This is a genomic window from Vibrio agarivorans, from assembly GCF_030409635.1.
In the GTDB taxonomy this organism is placed as follows: Bacteria; Pseudomonadota; Gammaproteobacteria; order Enterobacterales; family Vibrionaceae; genus Vibrio; species Vibrio agarivorans.
In genome coordinates this window covers 1,543,057-1,560,037 of the sequence record NZ_JAUFQF010000004.1, presented here as the reverse complement: position 1 = coordinate 1,560,037, position 16,981 = coordinate 1,543,057, and the positions used below count along the sequence as shown (strand labels likewise).

15 protein-coding genes and 2 tRNA genes are annotated in these 16,981 nt (G+C 46.3%); 4 read left to right on the top strand and 13 right to left on the bottom strand.

All coding sequences use genetic code 11. From position 1 onward, the window contains the following. Window positions 1-3: 3 nt before the first annotated feature. Both QWZ05_RS15720 and QWZ05_RS15715 read left to right on the top strand, forming a co-directional pair. Window positions 4-1,416 carry an FAD-dependent oxidoreductase gene (locus tag QWZ05_RS15720; RefSeq protein ID WP_290299347.1) on the top strand — a complete coding sequence of 471 codons (1,413 nt, stop codon included), beginning with the start codon at window positions 4-6 and terminating at the stop codon, window positions 1,414-1,416. 15 nt (window positions 1,417-1,431) lie between these two features. Further along, window positions 1,432-1,860: a DUF1499 domain-containing protein gene (locus QWZ05_RS15715; protein ID WP_264877972.1), complete on the top strand. Its 429-nt coding sequence runs from the start codon at window positions 1,432-1,434 to the stop codon at window positions 1,858-1,860. Window positions 1,861-1,978: 118 nt separating this feature from the next. Here the strand turns inward: QWZ05_RS15715 and truB are convergent, their stop codons facing one another. From truB to rlmE, 12 genes are all read right to left on the bottom strand, one after another. Next, entirely contained in the window at window positions 1,979-2,929 is a 951-nt protein-coding gene (gene truB, locus QWZ05_RS15710) for a tRNA pseudouridine(55) synthase TruB (RefSeq protein WP_264877971.1), read from the bottom strand. Then, entirely contained in the window at window positions 2,929-3,345 is a 417-nt protein-coding gene (gene rbfA / locus QWZ05_RS15705; RefSeq protein ID WP_264877970.1) for a 30S ribosome-binding factor RbfA, read from the bottom strand. Before rbfA ends, truB begins: the two co-directional genes overlap by 1 nt. 117 nt (window positions 3,346-3,462) lie before the next feature. Beyond that, on the bottom strand, window positions 3,463-6,150 hold the full coding sequence (gene infB, locus QWZ05_RS15700) for a translation initiation factor IF-2 (RefSeq protein ID WP_264877969.1): 2,688 nt from the start codon (window positions 6,148-6,150) through the stop codon (window positions 3,463-3,465). Window positions 6,151-6,171: 21 nt separating this feature from the next. Continuing rightward, window positions 6,172-7,659, bottom strand: coding sequence for a transcription termination factor NusA (gene nusA / locus QWZ05_RS15695; RefSeq protein WP_264877968.1), 1,488 nt, complete (start codon window positions 7,657-7,659; stop codon window positions 6,172-6,174). 39 nt (window positions 7,660-7,698) lie between these two features. Beyond that, window positions 7,699-8,154 carry a ribosome maturation factor RimP gene (gene rimP / locus QWZ05_RS15690; RefSeq protein WP_264877967.1) on the bottom strand — a complete coding sequence of 152 codons (456 nt, stop codon included), beginning with the start codon at window positions 8,152-8,154 and terminating at the stop codon, window positions 7,699-7,701. A gap of 208 nt (window positions 8,155-8,362) precedes the next feature. Continuing rightward, window positions 8,363-8,439 (bottom strand) — tRNA-Met (locus tag QWZ05_RS15685). A 55-nt stretch (window positions 8,440-8,494) separates the two neighbouring features. Then, a tRNA-Leu gene (locus tag QWZ05_RS15680) sits at window positions 8,495-8,578 on the bottom strand. A 25-nt stretch (window positions 8,579-8,603) separates the two neighbouring features. After that, window positions 8,604-8,939, bottom strand: a complete 336-nt coding sequence (gene secG / locus QWZ05_RS15675; protein WP_290299344.1) for a preprotein translocase subunit SecG — start codon at window positions 8,937-8,939, stop codon at window positions 8,604-8,606. A gap of 279 nt (window positions 8,940-9,218) precedes the next feature. Next, on the bottom strand, window positions 9,219-10,559 hold the full coding sequence (gene glmM / locus QWZ05_RS15670; RefSeq protein WP_289960583.1) for a phosphoglucosamine mutase: 1,341 nt from the start codon (window positions 10,557-10,559) through the stop codon (window positions 9,219-9,221). Between the two features lie 52 nt (window positions 10,560-10,611). Next, window positions 10,612-11,448 (bottom strand): dihydropteroate synthase, encoded by an 837-nt coding sequence (gene folP / locus QWZ05_RS15665; protein WP_290299341.1) that lies wholly within the window; start codon window positions 11,446-11,448, stop codon window positions 10,612-10,614. Between the two features lie 67 nt (window positions 11,449-11,515). Further along, a complete protein-coding gene (ftsH, locus tag QWZ05_RS15660; RefSeq protein ID WP_290299338.1) occupies window positions 11,516-13,498 on the bottom strand; it encodes an ATP-dependent zinc metalloprotease FtsH in 1,983 nt (660 codons plus the stop codon). 108 nt (window positions 13,499-13,606) lie between these two features. Continuing rightward, window positions 13,607-14,236 carry a 23S rRNA (uridine(2552)-2'-O)-methyltransferase RlmE gene (gene rlmE / locus QWZ05_RS15655; RefSeq protein ID WP_264877962.1) on the bottom strand — a complete coding sequence of 210 codons (630 nt, stop codon included), beginning with the start codon at window positions 14,234-14,236 and terminating at the stop codon, window positions 13,607-13,609. A gap of 267 nt (window positions 14,237-14,503) precedes the next feature. Here rlmE and yhbY point away from each other — a divergent pair, with 267 nt between their 5' ends. Next, window positions 14,504-14,800 carry a ribosome assembly RNA-binding protein YhbY gene (gene yhbY, locus QWZ05_RS15650; protein ID WP_264877961.1) on the top strand — a complete coding sequence of 99 codons (297 nt, stop codon included), beginning with the start codon at window positions 14,504-14,506 and terminating at the stop codon, window positions 14,798-14,800. A gap of 98 nt (window positions 14,801-14,898) precedes the next feature. On the opposite strand, the gene greA is transcribed toward yhbY, so the two are convergent. Continuing rightward, window positions 14,899-15,372: a transcription elongation factor GreA gene (gene greA, locus QWZ05_RS15645; RefSeq protein ID WP_264877960.1), complete on the bottom strand. Its 474-nt coding sequence runs from the start codon at window positions 15,370-15,372 to the stop codon at window positions 14,899-14,901. Between the two features lie 553 nt (window positions 15,373-15,925). Between greA and QWZ05_RS15640 the strand changes: the two genes are divergently transcribed. Continuing rightward, window positions 15,926-16,894: a porin gene (locus QWZ05_RS15640; protein ID WP_290299335.1), complete on the top strand. Its 969-nt coding sequence runs from the start codon at window positions 15,926-15,928 to the stop codon at window positions 16,892-16,894. The last annotated feature ends 87 nt before the right edge of the window (window positions 16,895-16,981 follow it).

The following is a 16,981-nucleotide window of genomic DNA, read 5'->3' as shown; positions in this document are numbered from 1 at the left end:
ATTATGAGCCAGAATGTATACCAATTTATCGATGTTCAGCGCGTAGATCCGGCGAAAAAGCCGATAAAGATCCGCAAGATAGAATTTGTTGAGATCTATGAGCCCTTTACTAAGCAGCAAGCAACCGCTCAAGCAGACCGCTGTTTAGATTGCGGTAACCCCTATTGTGAATGGAAGTGTCCGGTTCACAACTATATTCCACAATGGCTAAAGCTTGCCAATGAAGGGCGCATTATTGAGGCCGCAGAGCTCTCTCATCAAACCAATAGCTTACCCGAGGTATGTGGCCGTGTTTGCCCACAAGATCGCTTGTGTGAAGGCTCATGCACTCTCAATGATGACTTTGGCGCTGTCACCATCGGTAATATTGAAAAGTACATTACGGATAAAGCCTTTGAGATGGGCTGGAAGCCAGATATGTCGCAAGTAGAATGGACAGACAAAAAGGTCGCTATCATTGGCGCTGGCCCCGCTGGGCTCGCCGCTGCCGATATTCTGGTGCGTAACGGTGTGAAACCCGTCGTGTACGATCGCTATCCTGAAATTGGCGGGCTGCTGACCTTTGGTATTCCCTCTTTCAAGCTAGAGAAAGGGGTCATGGAAAATCGCCGCCGAATCTTTACTGAGATGGGCATCGAGTTCCAGCTCAATATCGAGGTGGGGAAAGATATCCCGTTGAAGCAACTCGTTGATGAACACGACGCCGTCTTTCTTGGAGTCGGCACCTACAAAAACATGCGTGCAGGTCTAAGTAACGAAGACGCGCCTGGTGTCTACGATGCACTGCCATTCTTGATATCCAACACCTATAAAGTAATGAACCTTGAAGACCATCGCCCTTTTATTGATATGGCAGGAAAAAAAGTGGTGGTATTAGGGGGCGGTGATACCGCAATGGATTGTGTTCGTACTTCAATTCGCCAAGGCGCGGCTAACGTTATTTGTGCTTATCGCCGAGACGAAAACAACATGCCAGGGTCACGTAGAGAAGTGAAAAACGCTCGAGAGGAGGGCGTGAATTTCATGTTTAACCTCCAGCCAGTCTCGATAGAAACGGACGCACAAGGCAAGGCTATTGGTGTCAAGGTGGTTAAAACCGCTCTGGGTGATCCCGATGAAGCTGGCCGCCGCAGGCCAGAAGCTGTGCCAAACAGTGAACATATTCTCGCTGCAGATGCGGTTATCATGGCGTTTGGTTTTCAACCCCATCAAATGGACTGGCTCACCCCTTTGGGGGTCGAAACAGACCAGTGGGGCAGAATTAAGGCCGCTAGCGATCAAGAGTTTCAATATCAAACCAGCAACAATAAGATCTTTGCCGGCGGCGACGCCGTAAGAGGCTCTGACCTTGTGGTCACTGCCATTGATGAGGGGCGTAAAGCCGCAGAGGGCATACTCGATTTCTTAGATATATAATACGGGACAACAACAATGAATAAATACCTGCTTATAGCTGTGAGTGTTTTCTCTCTCACCGCCTGCAGCCAAGGAGTGGAACAAATGACAGACCGAACCGCGCAACCTTGTGGTGATAAGCCCAATTGTGTTTCAACTATCGACGACCGTGAAAAACACAGCATCGCGCCATTTAACTTAAAAGAGGGAACCACACTCGCTCAGGTCGAGGCGATTGCATTAACCCTACCTGGAGCAAAAATAGCGGACAGCGATAGTAACTACCTTCGTATCGAATGCACCTCAAAAATCATGCGCTTTGTCGATGATCTTGAGCTCAAACTTGACGGCACAGCACTAACCGTTCGTTCAGAATCAAGAACAGGTTACTCCGATTTCGGTGTGAATAGAAAGCGCGCAGAACAGCTACGCCAAAAGCTCGCAGACGCTTCAATTCTCGATTAATCAATTTTGACAAGATAAACAATTGAACTGCCGAAAGGCCTGATAGGCCATTAACTACAACAAAGCCGAAGCAATTGCTTCGGCTTTTATTGATTCATGCGCGTTTTAGCAGCCTAGATTAAGACTCAACTTCGTCGCGGAAAACCACCAAACGTTTTGGGGCAACCTTGCCGTCTTTGTTCACTTCCGCTACACCAATAAACAGCTTTTCTTCACCTGAAGTCATACGCAGTGGCGTACCTTCTGGCGCTCCGAATACCTGTACTGGCATACCGTGTTGAACAAGGTCGGTCAGCTCGTCATTCAAGTTGACTTCGGGCAGATCTTGAACTGCTGTGTCCATCGGCATTAACAGAGGATCAAGCAGCTCCTTGGGTGCTTTCTCTTCGCGGTGTGCTTGCTCTAACAGCTCATTAAGCTGCTCGAGTGTCACCATCTTCTCGTATGGGTATTTAGCAACCCCCGTACGACGCAACATAGTCACGTGGGCACCACATCCGAGCATCTCGCCAAGATCGTCGACGATAGTACGGATGTAAGTGCCTTTTGAGCAATGCACTTCCATCTCAACTTCATCGCCTTCAAAGCGATGCAAGATGATCTCGTAAACCGTAATCTTGCGTGATTCGCGCGGCACTTCAATACCTTGGCGAGCATACTCATACAGCGGCTTGCCTTGGTACTTCAATGCAGAAAACATTGAAGGAACTTGATCGGATTCACCACGGAATTTATCAATGCATGCCTCGAGTTTGTCAAGGTTGACATCAATCGGGCGAGTTTCAACAACGTCACCATCAGAGTCTGATGTGTCTGTGCGCTCGCCTAGCTTGGCAATCACACGGTAGCGCTTATCTGAATCAAGTAGGAACTGAGAGAACTTTGTTGCTTCACCTAAACAGATGGGCAACATGCCCGTCGCAAGTGGGTCTAAAGCACCAGTGTGCCCCGCTTTTTCAGCAAAGTAGATTCGCTTTACTTTTTGCAGAGCATCGTTAGATGAAATGCCAGTTGGCTTGTCCAGTAAGATAACACCGTTAACTGGACGACCTTTACGACGACGCGCCATTAGCTCTCTTCTCCTTCAGATGGTTGCTCGTCAGAGCGACCTGATTCTTCGATCTTACGCTTGTCTTCGTTAACAACCTCAGTCACTAGGTTGGACATGCGCATACCGTCAACCAAAGTACTGTCGTAGTAGAAGCGAACTTCAGGTGTTAGACGCAGGCGAATGCGCTTACCCAACATCATGCGAATGTGAACTTCATGCTCACGTAGCGCTGCTAGGCATGACTCTGGCGTCTGCTCACCAACGCATAGGAACGTCACAAACACTTTTACATAAGCAAGGTCACGAGAGACTTCTACGTCAGAAATGGTCACCATTCCTAGACGAGAATCACGAACTTCGCGCTGAAGAATCATCGCAAGCTCTTTTTGCAGCTGCTGGCCAACACGCTGCGTGCGGCTAAATTCTTTTGACATAAATATTTACTCTTATTAGCAAGAATGGGGGGATGGTAAATACCAGCCCCCCATGGTGTATTCAACAACCCATCACTAAGTATCTCAATACAAGATAACTTTAGTCATGTTTGTCCATTAGTCTAGAGTACGTTTAATCTCGACAATCTCGAATACTTCGATTTGGTCACCAACGCGAACATCATTGTAGTTCTTAACGCCGATACCACACTCGTAGCCGTTCTTAACTTCTTGAACGTCATCTTTAAAGCGACGTAGTGATTCTAGCTCACCTTCGTAGATAACAACGTTTTCACGTAGAACGCGGATTGGGTTGTTACGCTTAATTAGACCTTCAGTAACCATACAACCAGCGATTGCGCCCAGTTTCGGTGACTTAAATACGTCACGTACTTCAGCAAGACCAATGATCTCTTGCTTGAATTCTGGAGCAAGCATACCGCCCATTGCTTGTTTCACTTCGTCAATCAATTGGTAAATGATTGAGTAGTAGCGTAGGTCAACGCTTGCAGCTTCAATCGCACGGCGAGCAGAAGCGTCAGCACGAACGTTAAAGCCAAGGATGATAGCGTTAGAAGCTTCAGCCAGTACTGCATCAGTCTCAGTGATACCACCAACACCAGAACCAACGATGTTCACTTTAACTTCGTCAGTAGACAGTTTCAGTAGCGAGTCAGAGATTGCTTCCACAGAACCCTGTACGTCAGCTTTCAGTACTACGTTTAGTTCAGCAACTTCACCAGCAGCCATGTTCGAGAACATGTTCTCTAGTTTCGATTTCTGCTGACGAGCAAGTTTCACTTCACGGAACTTACCAGCACGGTAGTTTGCAACTTCACGCGCTTTACGCTCGTCACGAACAACTGTTGCTTCGTCACCAGAAGCTGGAACACCAGAAAGACCAAGAATCTCTACTGGGATAGAAGGACCTGCTTCTGTGATCTCTTTACCTAGCTCATCGCGCATTGCACGAACACGGCCGTATTCTTGACCACAAAGAACGATGTCGCCTTTGTTTAGCGTACCAGATTGAACAAGTACTGTTGCAACTGGACCACGGCCTTTATCTAGACGTGATTCAACAACCACACCAGATGCCATGCCTTCTTTAACCGCTGTAAGTTCAAGAACTTCAGACTGAAGAAGGATCGCTTCTAGAAGACCGTCAATGTTGGTACCCTGTTTCGCAGAGATGTGAACAAACATGTTCTCACCGCCCCACTCCTCAGGAATAACGTCGTATTGAGCTAGCTCGTTCTTAACGTTATCTGGGTTAGCATCTTCTTTATCGATCTTGTTCACAGCAATAATCAGAGGCACTTCCGCCGCTTTCGCGTGCTGGATTGCTTCGATTGTTTGTGGCATTACGCCATCGTCCGCTGCAACAACAAGAACAACGATATCTGTCGCTTGAGCACCACGAGCACGCATAGCAGTAAACGCCGCATGTCCAGGAGTATCAAGGAACGTAATCATGCCGTTTTCTGTTTCTACATGGTATGCACCAATGTGCTGTGTGATACCACCCGCTTCGCCAGATGCAACGTGTGTACGACGGATGTAGTCAAGTGTAGAAGTTTTACCGTGGTCAACGTGACCCATGATAGTAACAACAGGAGCGCGTGGAGACACTTCAGCATCGTTGTCACGATCTGAAAGTACCGCTTCTTCAAGCTCGTTTTCTTTGCGTAGGATAACCTTGTGACCCATTTCTTCAGCAACAAGTTGTGCCGTTTCTTGGTCGATCACTTGGTTGATGGTTGCCATTGCACCCATCTTCATCATCACCTTGATAACTTCCGTTGCTTTCACTGACATCTTGTTAGCCAGTTCAGAAACAACGACCGTTTCGCCGATAACAACATCTTGTTTAGCAACCGTTGCCGACTTATCGAAGCCGTGCTGCATTGAAGTTGGTTTCGCTAGCTTACCTTTATTACGGCCTTTGCCACCACGCTGGTTGCGACCGCCACGGTTGTCATCACGAGCTGGTTGCTTTTTCTTCTTACGACGGTTACCACCACCTTCTTCTTTACGGTCAGCTGCATCTTCAGCTTCACGAGCATAAGTCGAAGTCGTTACGTGGTAGTCAGAGTTTTCAAGCTCTTTCTTTTTAGTCTCAGCTTCAGACCAGCGAGCTTCGTTCTCTTCAGCAAGCTTACGTGCTTCTTCAACAAGCTTAGCTGCTTCTTGTTCCGCTTTACGTTGTGCTTCTTCTTCCTGACGGCGTTTTAGCTCGTCAGCTTCTTTCTTCGCTTGCGTATTCACATCCGCATTTTTCGCATTCATTTCTTTCTTGGCCTTCTCAGCTTGGGCGCGTTGTGCCTTTTCTTCAGCTTCACGTTTTGCATCCGCTTCTCGTTTCGCTTTTTCTTCGGCTTCGCGCTGTGCTTTCTCTGCAGCTTCACGTTTGGCTTGTTCTTCAGCCTCACGTTTCGCAAGCTCTTCAGCTTCACGTTTTGCTGCTTCCTCAGCCTCACGTTTTGCATCGTCTTCGATAGTGCTGCGCTTCACGTATGTGCGCTTCTTACGCACTTCTACTTGAACGTCCTTACTCTTACCACCACCTGCTGCAACACTTAACGTGCTACGAGTCTTACGCTGGAGCGTGAGTCGAGTTGGTTCAGATTCGCCCGACTTGTCGCCGTGCTCTTTCTTCAGGTGAGACAGAAGCTGTTGCTTCTCATCTTCCGTAACGATATCCGTGTCAGCTTTCTTCATTCCTGCATCAGCAAGTTGTTCTACTAAGCGCTCAACTGGTGTACCAATCTCTTCACTTAAAGCTTTAACTGTGACTTCTGTCATATAGCTCCCTCCTCGCTGAAATTATGCTTCTTCGCCAAACCAACAGATGTTACGCGCTGCCATAATTAGCTCGCCCGCACGCTCTTCGGTTAGGTCTTCAATACCTTCTAAATCATCAATACCTTGGTCAGCGAGGTCTTCAAGTGTTGCTACACCTTTCGCAGCAAGTTTGAATGCCATCTCACGCTCAAGACCTTCTAGGCCTAGTAGGTCTTCAGCTGGCTCTAGGCCATCGAAAGACTCTTCTTGCGCTAGAGCAAGTGTAGTCAATGCATCTTTTGCACGGCTACGTAGCTCTTCAACTAGACCTTCATCTAGACCGTCAACTTCTAGAAGTTCATTTACAGGAACGTAAGCAACTTCTTCTAGTGTTGAGAAACCTTCTTCAACTAGCATCTCAGCAAAGTCTTGCTCGATGTCTAGATGCTTCATGAAGTTCTCAATCGATGCTTGAGACTCTTCTTGGTGCTTCTTCTGTAGATCTTCAACCGTCATTACGTTTAGAGTCCAGCCCGTTAGCTGAGACGCTAGACGAACGTTCTGACCTGAACGGCCGATCGCTTGTGCTAGGTTGTCTGCTTCTACTGCGATGTCCATAGAGTTTGCATCTTCATCAACGATGATAGAAGCAACGTCTGCTGGTGCCATTGCATTGATAACAAATTGTGCAGGGTTATCGTCCCAAAGAACGATATCGATACGCTCGCCGCCTAGATCGCCAGAAACCGCTTGTACACGTGCACCACGCATACCTACACAAGCACCCACAGGGTCAATACGTTTGTCGTTTGTCTTTACAGCGATTTTAGCGCGTGAACCTGGATCACGTGCAGCACCTTTAAGTTCGATCAGCTCTTCACCAATCTCTGGTACTTCTACACGGAATAGTTCAGCTAGCATCTCTGGCTTAGAGCGAGTGATGAACAGTTGGAAACCACGAGCTTCAGGAGCAACTTTGTACAGAAGACCACGAACACGGTCACCTGGACGGAAGTTTTCACGAGGTAGTTGGTCATCACGCAGAATAACCGCTTCAGCGTTGTTGCCTAGGTCAAGGATAACAGTATCACGGTTAACTTTCTTAACTACACCTGTTACTAGCTCGCCTTCGTTGTCGATGAACTGTTCAACGATTTGTGCGCGCTCAGCTTCACGTACTTTCTGTACGATAACTTGCTTCGCTGTTTGCGTAGTAATACGGTCGAAAGTTACTGACTCGATGTCATCTTCGATGTAACCGCCAACTTCAATCGTCTCATCATCATAAAGCGCAGCTTCTAGTGAGATTTCGCGAGTTGGGTTTTCTACTTCTTCTACCACTTCCCAGCGACGGAAAGTTTCGAATTCGCCTGTTTTGCGATCGATTTCTACACGAACTTCAATTTCAAACTCGTATTTCTTTTTGGTTGAAGTCGCAAGAGCGATCTCTAGCGCTTCAAAGATACGCTCGCGAGGAACCGCTTTCTCGTTAGAAACCGCTTCAACTACCGCTAAAATTTCTTTGCTCATTTTTATCTAGCCTCTTAAGCTTAAATGTCTCGTGGAGAACTAAAATTTTGGAATGATGTTGGCTTTTGAAATATTGCTCAACACAAACTCTTCGTTCTGTCCATCAACAGTTAACGTGATGGTCTCGCCATCAACTGAGTGGATAGTGCCCTTCCACTTGCGACGGTTGCCAACAGCCATATTTAGTACGAGGTTAACCTCTTGACCAATACGTTGCTCATAGTGAGCAGCTTTAAATAGTGGTCTATCTAGTCCTGGAGAAGACACCTCTAAGCTATAAGCAACAGAGATAGGATCTTCAACATCCATAACTGCACTCACTTGGTGGCTTACTTCCGCACAATCATCAACATTAATTCCATTTTCGTGATCAATAAAGATACGTAATGTTGAGTGTTGGCCTGCACGAATAAACTCGATGCCTACCAGTTCGTAACCTGAAGCTTCTACTGGAGCTTCAAGTAATTCAATCAGTTGTCGTTCTAAACCTGTCATTTAGACGTTCTCCAGAAACAAAAAAAGGGCATAAGAGCCCAATTTAAATTCCACGCATTATCTGAATTTACAAAATTCAGATAACAAAAAACCCCGAAAAGTCGGGGTTTTTTGTTGCTGGACCCTGATAGATTGAGTATGACTCAATCCGCAGTGACTCGCACTGCCAAACTTGCAACATCTTAATGCTGACACAGCATTTAAGAATTGGTTGCGGGGGCCGGATTTGAACCGACGACCTTCGGGTTATGAGCCCGACGAGCTACCAAGCTGCTCCACCCCGCGTCCGACTAGCTGAGCATTATACGCTCAAGCCTGTTTTTTACAAGTTTGTAAAACATGGTGCCGAGAGAGGGACTCGAACCCTCACACCAAAGGCACCAGCACCTCATGCTGGCGTGTCTACCAATTTCACCATCTCGGCAAAGAGTTAATTAAAACTCAAATTCTTATTGTGGGATCTCATCACCGCTTTCAGCAGGAATATCACTCACAGCGTCACCAGCTTGTTGGATAACTTGACCTTGAGTTGGGTCAACCCAATCTGATTCAGGCTTATGCGTTGACATATTGCCTAGAACCAAGCTAATCACGAAAAATACTGTCGCACAAAGTGCTGTCATACGTGTTAGGAAGTTACCTGAACCTGAAGCACCAAACACTGTGTTTGAAGCACCAGAGCCAAAAGAAGCTCCCATATCTGCGCCTTTACCTTGTTGAATCAACACAAGGCCAATGACACCAAGCGCCGCCAACAGATAAATCACAAGTAGAACCTGAAACATATTTTCCACCTATGTCTAAATTGTTCAGCTAAATACGCTTTGTGTTCGAATCGAACGTCAGCGTCAATCAAGCGACCTCCTCATCGAAGGCGGAGGCAATACTAGCCGAACCTTTTTTCTCTGACAAGAGATATTTAACAAAAAAGCGGGATATTACCGTCAACCGCTCAAAAATACAGCCAAGCGCTCAAAATAACAACGGCGCAACTCTTATCTATGCAAAAGTGCACCGCAAATTATCATTAAACGCTTAATGACTAAGGCTTAAGTCACTCAGTTTTAGAAGCTCGCTTTTACTGCATCGGCGATCTTAGTCGCACTCGCTTGAACGAGGGCGGCATCTTCACCTTCTACCATCACTCGAATCAATGGCTCAGTGCCTGACTTACGCAGCAATACGCGACCTTTGTCGCCCAGCTCAGCTTCCACTTCTTTAGTCGCAGCCACAACCGCATCGGCTTCAAGTGGGTTTGAATCACCCGAGAAGCGCACGTTCTCTAACACTTGTGGGTATAGCGTCATACCTTGTGACAGTTCATTAAGTGACATTTCACTGCCCACAACCGAGGCCAATACTTGCAATGCAGCAACAATAGCATCACCCGTCGTCACTTTATCTAACAAGATAACATGGCCCGAGTTCTCTGCACCAATCTTCCAGCCTTTCGCTAGTAGTTGCTCCATTACGTAGCGATCGCCTACAGCGGCGCGAACAAATGGGATGCCTAGCTGTTTTAGGCCATTCTCCATACCAAGGTTGGTCATTAGCGTACCAACCACACCACCTTTTAGTTCACCACGGCGCAGAGCGTCACGAGCGATAATGTAGGCGATTTGGTCACCGTCGACCTTATTACCAAGATGATCAACCATGATGATACGGTCACCGTCACCATCAAAGGCCAAACCTAGGTGAGCTTGCTCTTCAACCACGCGTTTCTGAAGCGCACGTACATCCGTCGCACCCACTTCGTGGTTGATATTGGTGCCATTTGGCTCAACACCCATCGCAATCACTTCAGCGCCCAGCTCTGAAAATACTGCCGGGGCAATATGGTAGGTTGCGCCATGAGCGCAATCGACGACGATTTTCAGCGCTTTCAGACTAAGATCTGAAGGGAAGGTACTCTTACAAAACTCAATGTAACGACCTGCTGCATCATTAAGGCGTGTTGCTTTACCTAACAGAGACGATTCAACACATTCGATCTCTTTATCGAGTTCTGCTTCGATGGCGAGCTCAACATCATCAGGCAGTTTCGTACCTTCCGCTGAGAAGAACTTGATACCATTATCGTAGTATGGGTTATGCGAGGCAGAAATCACAATCCCTGCTTCTGCACGGAAAGTTTGAGTCAAATAAGCCACTGCCGGTGTTGGCATAGGGCCAGTAAAGGTTGCCTTCAAGCCAGCAGCAGCAAGACCTGCTTCTAGTGCCGATTCCAACATGTAGCCAGAGATACGGGTATCTTTACCAATAATGACTTTTTTCGTGCCTTGTTTAGCAAGTACACGACCTGCTGCCCAGCCAAGCTTGAGTACAAAATCAGGGGTGATAGGGTATTGCCCCACTTTGCCACGCACACCATCTGTACCGAAATAACGTCTTGAATTAGACATATGTATAAACCTTCGTTGTTTTTATCTGTTGTTACGACTAAACGATACGCGTTTAGTTCGCATTTTGCTCTAACATAGCGACAATCTTCATTGCCTCTATGGTTTCATTCACATCGTGCACTCGAATAATCTGTGCACCTTTCATGGCGGCTATTGTGGCACAAACCACGCTACCGTTCACACTCTCTGCCGGGGTCTTATCCAATAATTTGAAAATCATCGACTTACGCGACATCCCCGCCAATATAGGTAAACCAAGTTGATGAAATTTATCCAGTTGCGCTAGAAGCTGATAATTATGCTCTAGCGTTTTTCCAAAGCCAAAGCCTGGGTCCAAGATAAGCTTATCTTTCGTCAGCCCAACGGCTTCACAGGCCGCAACTCGCTCATTGAGAAACGCCTGCACATCATCAAGTAGGTCATCATATTGAGGCGCGTGTTGCATCGTTCTTGGTTGTCCCTGCATGTGCATCAGACACACTGGTACCTGATATTCAGCGGCTATCTCTAGTGCCCCTGGCTCTTGCAGTGCACGCACGTCATTAATCAAGTCTGCGCCACTGTCTAATGCCTGCTTCATGACTTCTGCTTTGCTAGTATCAATCGAGATCCAGACGTCAGGAAAGCGTTCACGAATCGCTTCAATCGCCGGAATCACACGTTGCAGTTCATCTTGCAACGAGACCTCTGGCGCGCCTGGGCGGGTTGATTCACCACCGATATCAATAATGCTGACGCCCACATCAATCATCGACTGTGCTTGAGTTAAGGCGGCATCTAAAGAGTTGAATTGACCACCATCAGAGAAAGAGTCTGGGGTGACGTTGAGGATGCCCATCACGCGTGGTGTAGATAGGTCTAACTGCTTGTTTTTAGAATGGATAAACATAATCACTAAATAGACAAAAACCCCGAACAAGTTCGGGGTTTATTAGATAGATTAACCTGAGAGAGGCTTATTCACCATCTTGGTCGCTCGAAGGCTCTTTTGATGGTTCTTGAGACTTAGGTTTAGACTCTGCATCAGCGTCAGCGTCAGCTTCTTGCTTCTTCTCTTCCGCTTTCGCTTTCGCTTTCGCTTCTTGAGGTTTTGCTTCAGGCGCTGCTTTAACTTGATCGCCCCAACCTGCTGGCTCACGGATATCGTCTTTACGTTCCATTAGGTCGTCAATCTGACCCGCATCAATGGTTTCGTATTTCATCAATGCATCTTTCATTGAATGCATGATATCCATGTTCTCTTCAAGGATCTTTTTAGCACGCTCATAGTTGCGGTCGATGATTTGACGAACTTCGTTGTCAATCAGTTTCGCGGTGTCGTCAGACATGTGTTTAGTCTGAGTTACGCTACGACCAAGGAACACCTCACCTTCTTCCTCTGCGTATAGCAGTGGACCAAGTTTTTCAGAGAAGCCCCATTGAGTCACCATCTTACGTGCGATATCAGTTGCACGTTCGATGTCGTTCGATGCACCCGTCGATACCTTGTCAGCACCGTAGATTAGCTCTTCCGCTAGACGACCACCGTACAAGCTAGAGATCATTGACTCTAGGTGCTGGCGAGACATACTTACGCGGTCTTGCTCAGGTAGGTACATAGTGACACCCAATGCACGGCCACGTGGAATGATAGACACCTTGTACACCGGATCGTGCTCTGGCACTAAACGACCCACAATCGCGTGACCCGCTTCGTGGTATGCCGTTGACTCTTTCGTATCTTCCGACATCACCATTGAGCGGCGCTCTGCACCCATCATGATTTTGTCTTTTGCCAGTTCAAACTCGACCATAGACACATTACGCTTGTTACCGCGAGCAGCAAATAGAGCAGCTTCGTTAACAAGGTTAGCTAAGTCTGCACCAGAGAAGCCTGGTGTACCACGTGCAATCAGTGATGGTTCAACATCACCCGCTAGCGGCACTTTACGCATGTGTACTTTAAGGATCTGCTCACGACCACGAACGTCTGGTAGACCAACCACAACTTGACGGTCAAAACGACCAGGACGAAGAAGTGCAGGGTCAAGAACGTCAGGACGGTTAGTTGCTGCAATAACGATGATACCTTCGTTACCTTCAAAACCATCCATTTCAACCAGCATTTGGTTCAGTGTTTGCTCACGCTCATCGTGACCACCACCAACACCCGCGCCACGTTGGCGACCTACGGCATCGATTTCATCGATAAAGATGATACACGGAGCGGCTTTCTTCGCTTGCTCGAACATGTCACGAACACGCGATGCGCCCACACCGACAAACATTTCTACGAAGTCAGAGCCTGAAATAGTAAAGAACGGTACTTTCGCTTCACCAGCAATCGCTTTTGCAAGCAGCGTCTTACCTGTACCAGGAGGACCGACTAGCAGCACACCTGTTGGGATTTTACCGCCTAGCTTTTGGAATCGGCTTGGATCACGTAGGTAATCCACCAACTCTTTCACGTCTTCTTTTGCTTCGTCACAGCCAGCTACGTCAGAGAAAAGCGTTTTGATTTGCTCTTCACTCATCATACGCGCTTTGCTCTTACCGAAGGACATCGCGCCCTTGCCGCCGCCACCTTGCATCTGACGCATGAAGAAAATCCATACACCAATCAGCAAGATCATCGGGAACCACGAGATGAAGATTGAACCTAGTAGGCTCTGCTCTTCCGGTGGTGTACCTTGAACTTTAACGTTCTGGTTAATCAAATCGTCTAAGACTTTTTGGTCGTAGACCGGCATGTAGGTTACGAAACGGGAGCCGCCACCTCTGCGAGTGAAAGTGATTTCACTATCTTTGAAGGTCGCTTCTTGAATCTGGCCTTGGCCAACTTCCTGTACAAACGTGGTGTAATCCACTGTTCTGCCACTACTTTCCCCAGGGCCAAAGCTCTGGAATACTGACATTAAAACAACAGCGATGACTAGCCACAGAATTAAATTTTTTGCCATGTCACTCAAGGTGTCAGCCTCTCGATAACTAATTGTAATTAAAGGTAGGGTACTACAGTTTATTGGCTGTAGCTATACTGTTAACTTTTGCTGAATGCAGCAAAATAGTTAACCTTTGTAACCAGTGGCTACGATAAAGACTTCACGAGAACGTGCTCGAGAAGAGTCAGGTTTTCTCACTTTAACGGTGGTGAACATTTCACGTACATCCTTGACGTATTGATCAAACCCTTCGCCTTGGAAGACTTTAACCACAAAGCTACCATTAGTCGCTAGAACTTGTCGACACATATCCAGTGCCAGCTCTACCAAATACATAGCGCGTGGTTGGTCTACCGAGTTATTACCCGCAATATTTGGCGCCATATCAGACATTACTACGTCAACCATAGAAGGTTGGATTCTTTCGAGTAACGCTTCTAGTACCGCATCATCACGGAAATCGCCTTGTAGGAAGCTCACCCCAGCAATCGGATCCATCGGTAACAAATCACAAGCAATCACTTGCCCTTGCTCGCCGAGAATTTTTGCCGCGTATTGTGACCAACCTCCGGGTGCCGCACCAAGGTCGACAACTGTCATACCTGGTTTTAGCAGTTTATCTTTTGTTTGGATCTCTTCCATCTTGAAGTAGGCACGAGAACGGTAACCCTTTTTTCTCGCTTCATTTGCATACTTGTCGTCGAAGTGTTCCTTCAACCAACGACCAGAACTGGCCGAATGTTTTTGTTTACTCATTCTAATCCCAATAAGCCACAAATAGGAGCTATTGCTTTAATAGGCCTAACCTATCTCCCAAATAAATCGAAACGCCGCGATAGGTCATTTCTCCTCCTCACTTAAGTAGCATAGGCTAACTCTGTGATTATTGGGAAAAAATGAAAATAATTTTCGCTGACGCTTCCACTATGAGGGGGATATTGCTTAATAAATTATAGTCTTCCACCATAGATGGCGGTAAAATAGGTGTTTTCAACCCTTATAGTAAAGAAAATTGGCCGCGTAATGAACCTAAGCACAAAACAAAAGCAGCATCTAAAAGGCCTAGCACACTCTCTAAAACCAGTAGTGCTACTTGGCGCAAATGGACTGACAGAGGCTGTTCTAGCGGAAATTGAAATCGCTCTAAATCACCACGAGCTGATTAAGGTAAAAGTTGCATCGGAAGACCGTGAAACGAAAAACCTAATCATTGACGCTATCGTGCGTGAAACTGGTGCTGAAAAAGTACAAACGATCGGTAAGACGCTAGTTCTGTACCGTCAAACTGAAGAGCGCAAAATCGAAATTCCACGCAAGTAACTCATACTCTGTATCGACTTATTCTGTGTAGATATCGAATAAAAAAGGTCGCAGCTGCGACCTTTTTTTGTAGCCATTACTCGGCACAATCGAACAGTTTATAGATACTCTACGCTGTCGATTTCAAAATCTTTAGCACCACCTGGTGTGGTGATCATCACTTCGTCGCCTTCCATCTTACCGATTAGACCACGTGCGATTGGTGAGCTGACAGAAATGCGGCCTGCTTTAATGTCCGCTTCATCATCACCAACGATTTGGTATGTTTTCTCTTCTTCAGTATCAACGTCAATAAGCGTGACCGTTGAGCCGAAGATAACTTTACCCGTGTTATCCATTTGCGTCACATCAATGATCTGCGCAACTGAAAGCTTGTATTCGATATCACGGATTTGTGCTTCACAGATTCCCTGCTCTTCACGAGCCGCGTGGTATTCTGCATTCTCTTTCAGGTCACCTAGCTCGCGTGCCTCTGCAATTGCTTCAGAGATCTGTGGGCGAAGTTTAAGTAGACGATCAAGCTCTTGGCGCAGCAAATCTGCACCGCGAACAGTCATTGGAACCTTTTCCATTGTAATTACCCCTAAGCCAAAGCTGTCTTTGGACAAAAAAACACCCCCCAGCGGTATAACTAGGTTGTGTGTTGAATTTGGTTGATGGAATGAGTGTAAACAAACTCTCGCCGTAAATCACCTAAATTGATCAAACTCGCGAGGTGATTTGCTATCTATGCGATGTGATCTTGATTCCATGCAAAAAAACCACGCCCAGCAATATGCATCAAAACACACAAAATGAAACTAAATCAGAACTTTGTGGTCACGTTTTAGCTCCTTTTTACTTTTCAGGCATAAAGTCATATTTAACAGTAACTTGAGCTTTTTTTACAATAAATAAAACAGCGTTCAAAACTGAAATTTATATCATTTTACTAGCGATTTTACTATTGAACAGTGTACAAATAGGTCTCCAAACGGCGTTTTCATATTTATGCAATGAATTTGACACAATTCTGACATAACTCGCTTGAATGGAGATGGGTATGCAACCATGCTTACCCCTGCGAAGGGTGACCCTTCGCACAATAATTACATGATTTATGGACAGTAAATTAGGACTTATAAGATGAACAAAACTCTGATTACTCTAGCAGTTTCGGCTGCAGCAGTGGCTACTGGCGCTAACGCAGCTAACGTATACAGCAGCGAAGGCACTGAACTAAACATCGGCGGTCGCGCGGAATTCCGTGGTGACTTTATTGGCAACGGCGGTGAAGAAATTGACGGTACTATGGCAGACAATAGTCGCTTCCGTCTAAACGTTGGCGGTGAAACTCAAATCGCTAATGGCCTATCAGGCTTTGGCTTCTATGAAGCAGAGCAGACAACAAGCGATAACGAATTCAAACAACGTTACCTATTTGCAGGCCTTAAAGGTGACTTCGGCGCAATCTCATTTGGTCGCCAAGATACTGCTGCTGTGCAAATCTCACAAATGTCTGACGTAACAACCTTTACAGGTGCTCAGAAGACATTTATCGGTGCTTCAGATGAGCAACAAAAGAACTCTATTGTTTACTCTGGTGACTTCGATGCACTAACTGTAAAAGCGAGTGCTATCCTAGGTGAAGAAAAAGACACTAACGGCTACGGTATCTCTGCTATTTATAACTTACCAATGGGTCTTGGTCTTGGTCTTGGTTACTCTGCTGGTGATAACGGCGAAGGTAATGGTTCAGGTGATGCAATCATTGCTGGTGTAAACTATACGTATGAGTCTCTATACCTTGCAGGTACTTACACTACAGGTGAAGTAGATGATAAAGATGGTTCTGACTTCAATGGTGTCGAACTTTCTGCTGTGTACGGCTTTGGTAATGGCTTCTCTATCATGGGTGCCTACCAGCTTACCGACCAAAAAGTGAACGGCAAAAAAGAAGACAAGAGTGACTTCTTTGAAATCACCGGTGATTACGCGTTCAACAAAAACCTTAACGCGTACGTTGCATACCTTATCAACAACATCGATAAAGACTCGCCATACGCTGTTGATGCAGAAGACACACTACGTTTAGGTCTAAAATACTCTTTCTAAGAGCTAGTTTAACCTAACGCATTGATGAAGCTAGGCTACGGTCTAGCTTCTTTTTTATATGCAATCTCACACCGCATGACAAAACAC

Coding starts and splice junctions, on each gene's coding strand:
- QWZ05_RS15720 (WP_290299347.1), top strand. CDS start 4: ATGAGCCAGAATGTATACCAATTTATCGATGTTCAGCGCGTAGATCCG.
- QWZ05_RS15715 (WP_264877972.1), top strand. CDS start 1,432: ATGAATAAATACCTGCTTATAGCTGTGAGTGTTTTCTCTCTCACCGCC.
- truB (WP_264877971.1), bottom strand. CDS start 2,929: ATGGCGCGTCGTCGTAAAGGTCGTCCAGTTAACGGTGTTATCTTACTG.
- rbfA (WP_264877970.1), bottom strand. CDS start 3,345: ATGTCAAAAGAATTTAGCCGCACGCAGCGTGTTGGCCAGCAGCTGCAA.
- infB (WP_264877969.1), bottom strand. CDS start 6,150: ATGACAGAAGTCACAGTTAAAGCTTTAAGTGAAGAGATTGGTACACCA.
- nusA (WP_264877968.1), bottom strand. CDS start 7,659: ATGAGCAAAGAAATTTTAGCGGTAGTTGAAGCGGTTTCTAACGAGAAA.
- rimP (WP_264877967.1), bottom strand. CDS start 8,154: ATGACAGGTTTAGAACGACAACTGATTGAATTACTTGAAGCTCCAGTA.
- secG (WP_290299344.1), bottom strand. CDS start 8,939: ATGTTTCAGGTTCTACTTGTGATTTATCTGTTGGCGGCGCTTGGTGTC.
- glmM (WP_289960583.1), bottom strand. CDS start 10,559: ATGTCTAATTCAAGACGTTATTTCGGTACAGATGGTGTGCGTGGCAAA.
- folP (WP_290299341.1), bottom strand. CDS start 11,448: ATGTTTATCCATTCTAAAAACAAGCAGTTAGACCTATCTACACCACGC.
- ftsH (WP_290299338.1), bottom strand. CDS start 13,498: ATGGCAAAAAATTTAATTCTGTGGCTAGTCATCGCTGTTGTTTTAATG.
- rlmE (WP_264877962.1), bottom strand. CDS start 14,236: ATGAGTAAACAAAAACATTCGGCCAGTTCTGGTCGTTGGTTGAAGGAA.
- yhbY (WP_264877961.1), top strand. CDS start 14,504: ATGAACCTAAGCACAAAACAAAAGCAGCATCTAAAAGGCCTAGCACAC.
- greA (WP_264877960.1), bottom strand. CDS start 15,372: ATGGAAAAGGTTCCAATGACTGTTCGCGGTGCAGATTTGCTGCGCCAA.
- QWZ05_RS15640 (WP_290299335.1), top strand. CDS start 15,926: ATGAACAAAACTCTGATTACTCTAGCAGTTTCGGCTGCAGCAGTGGCT.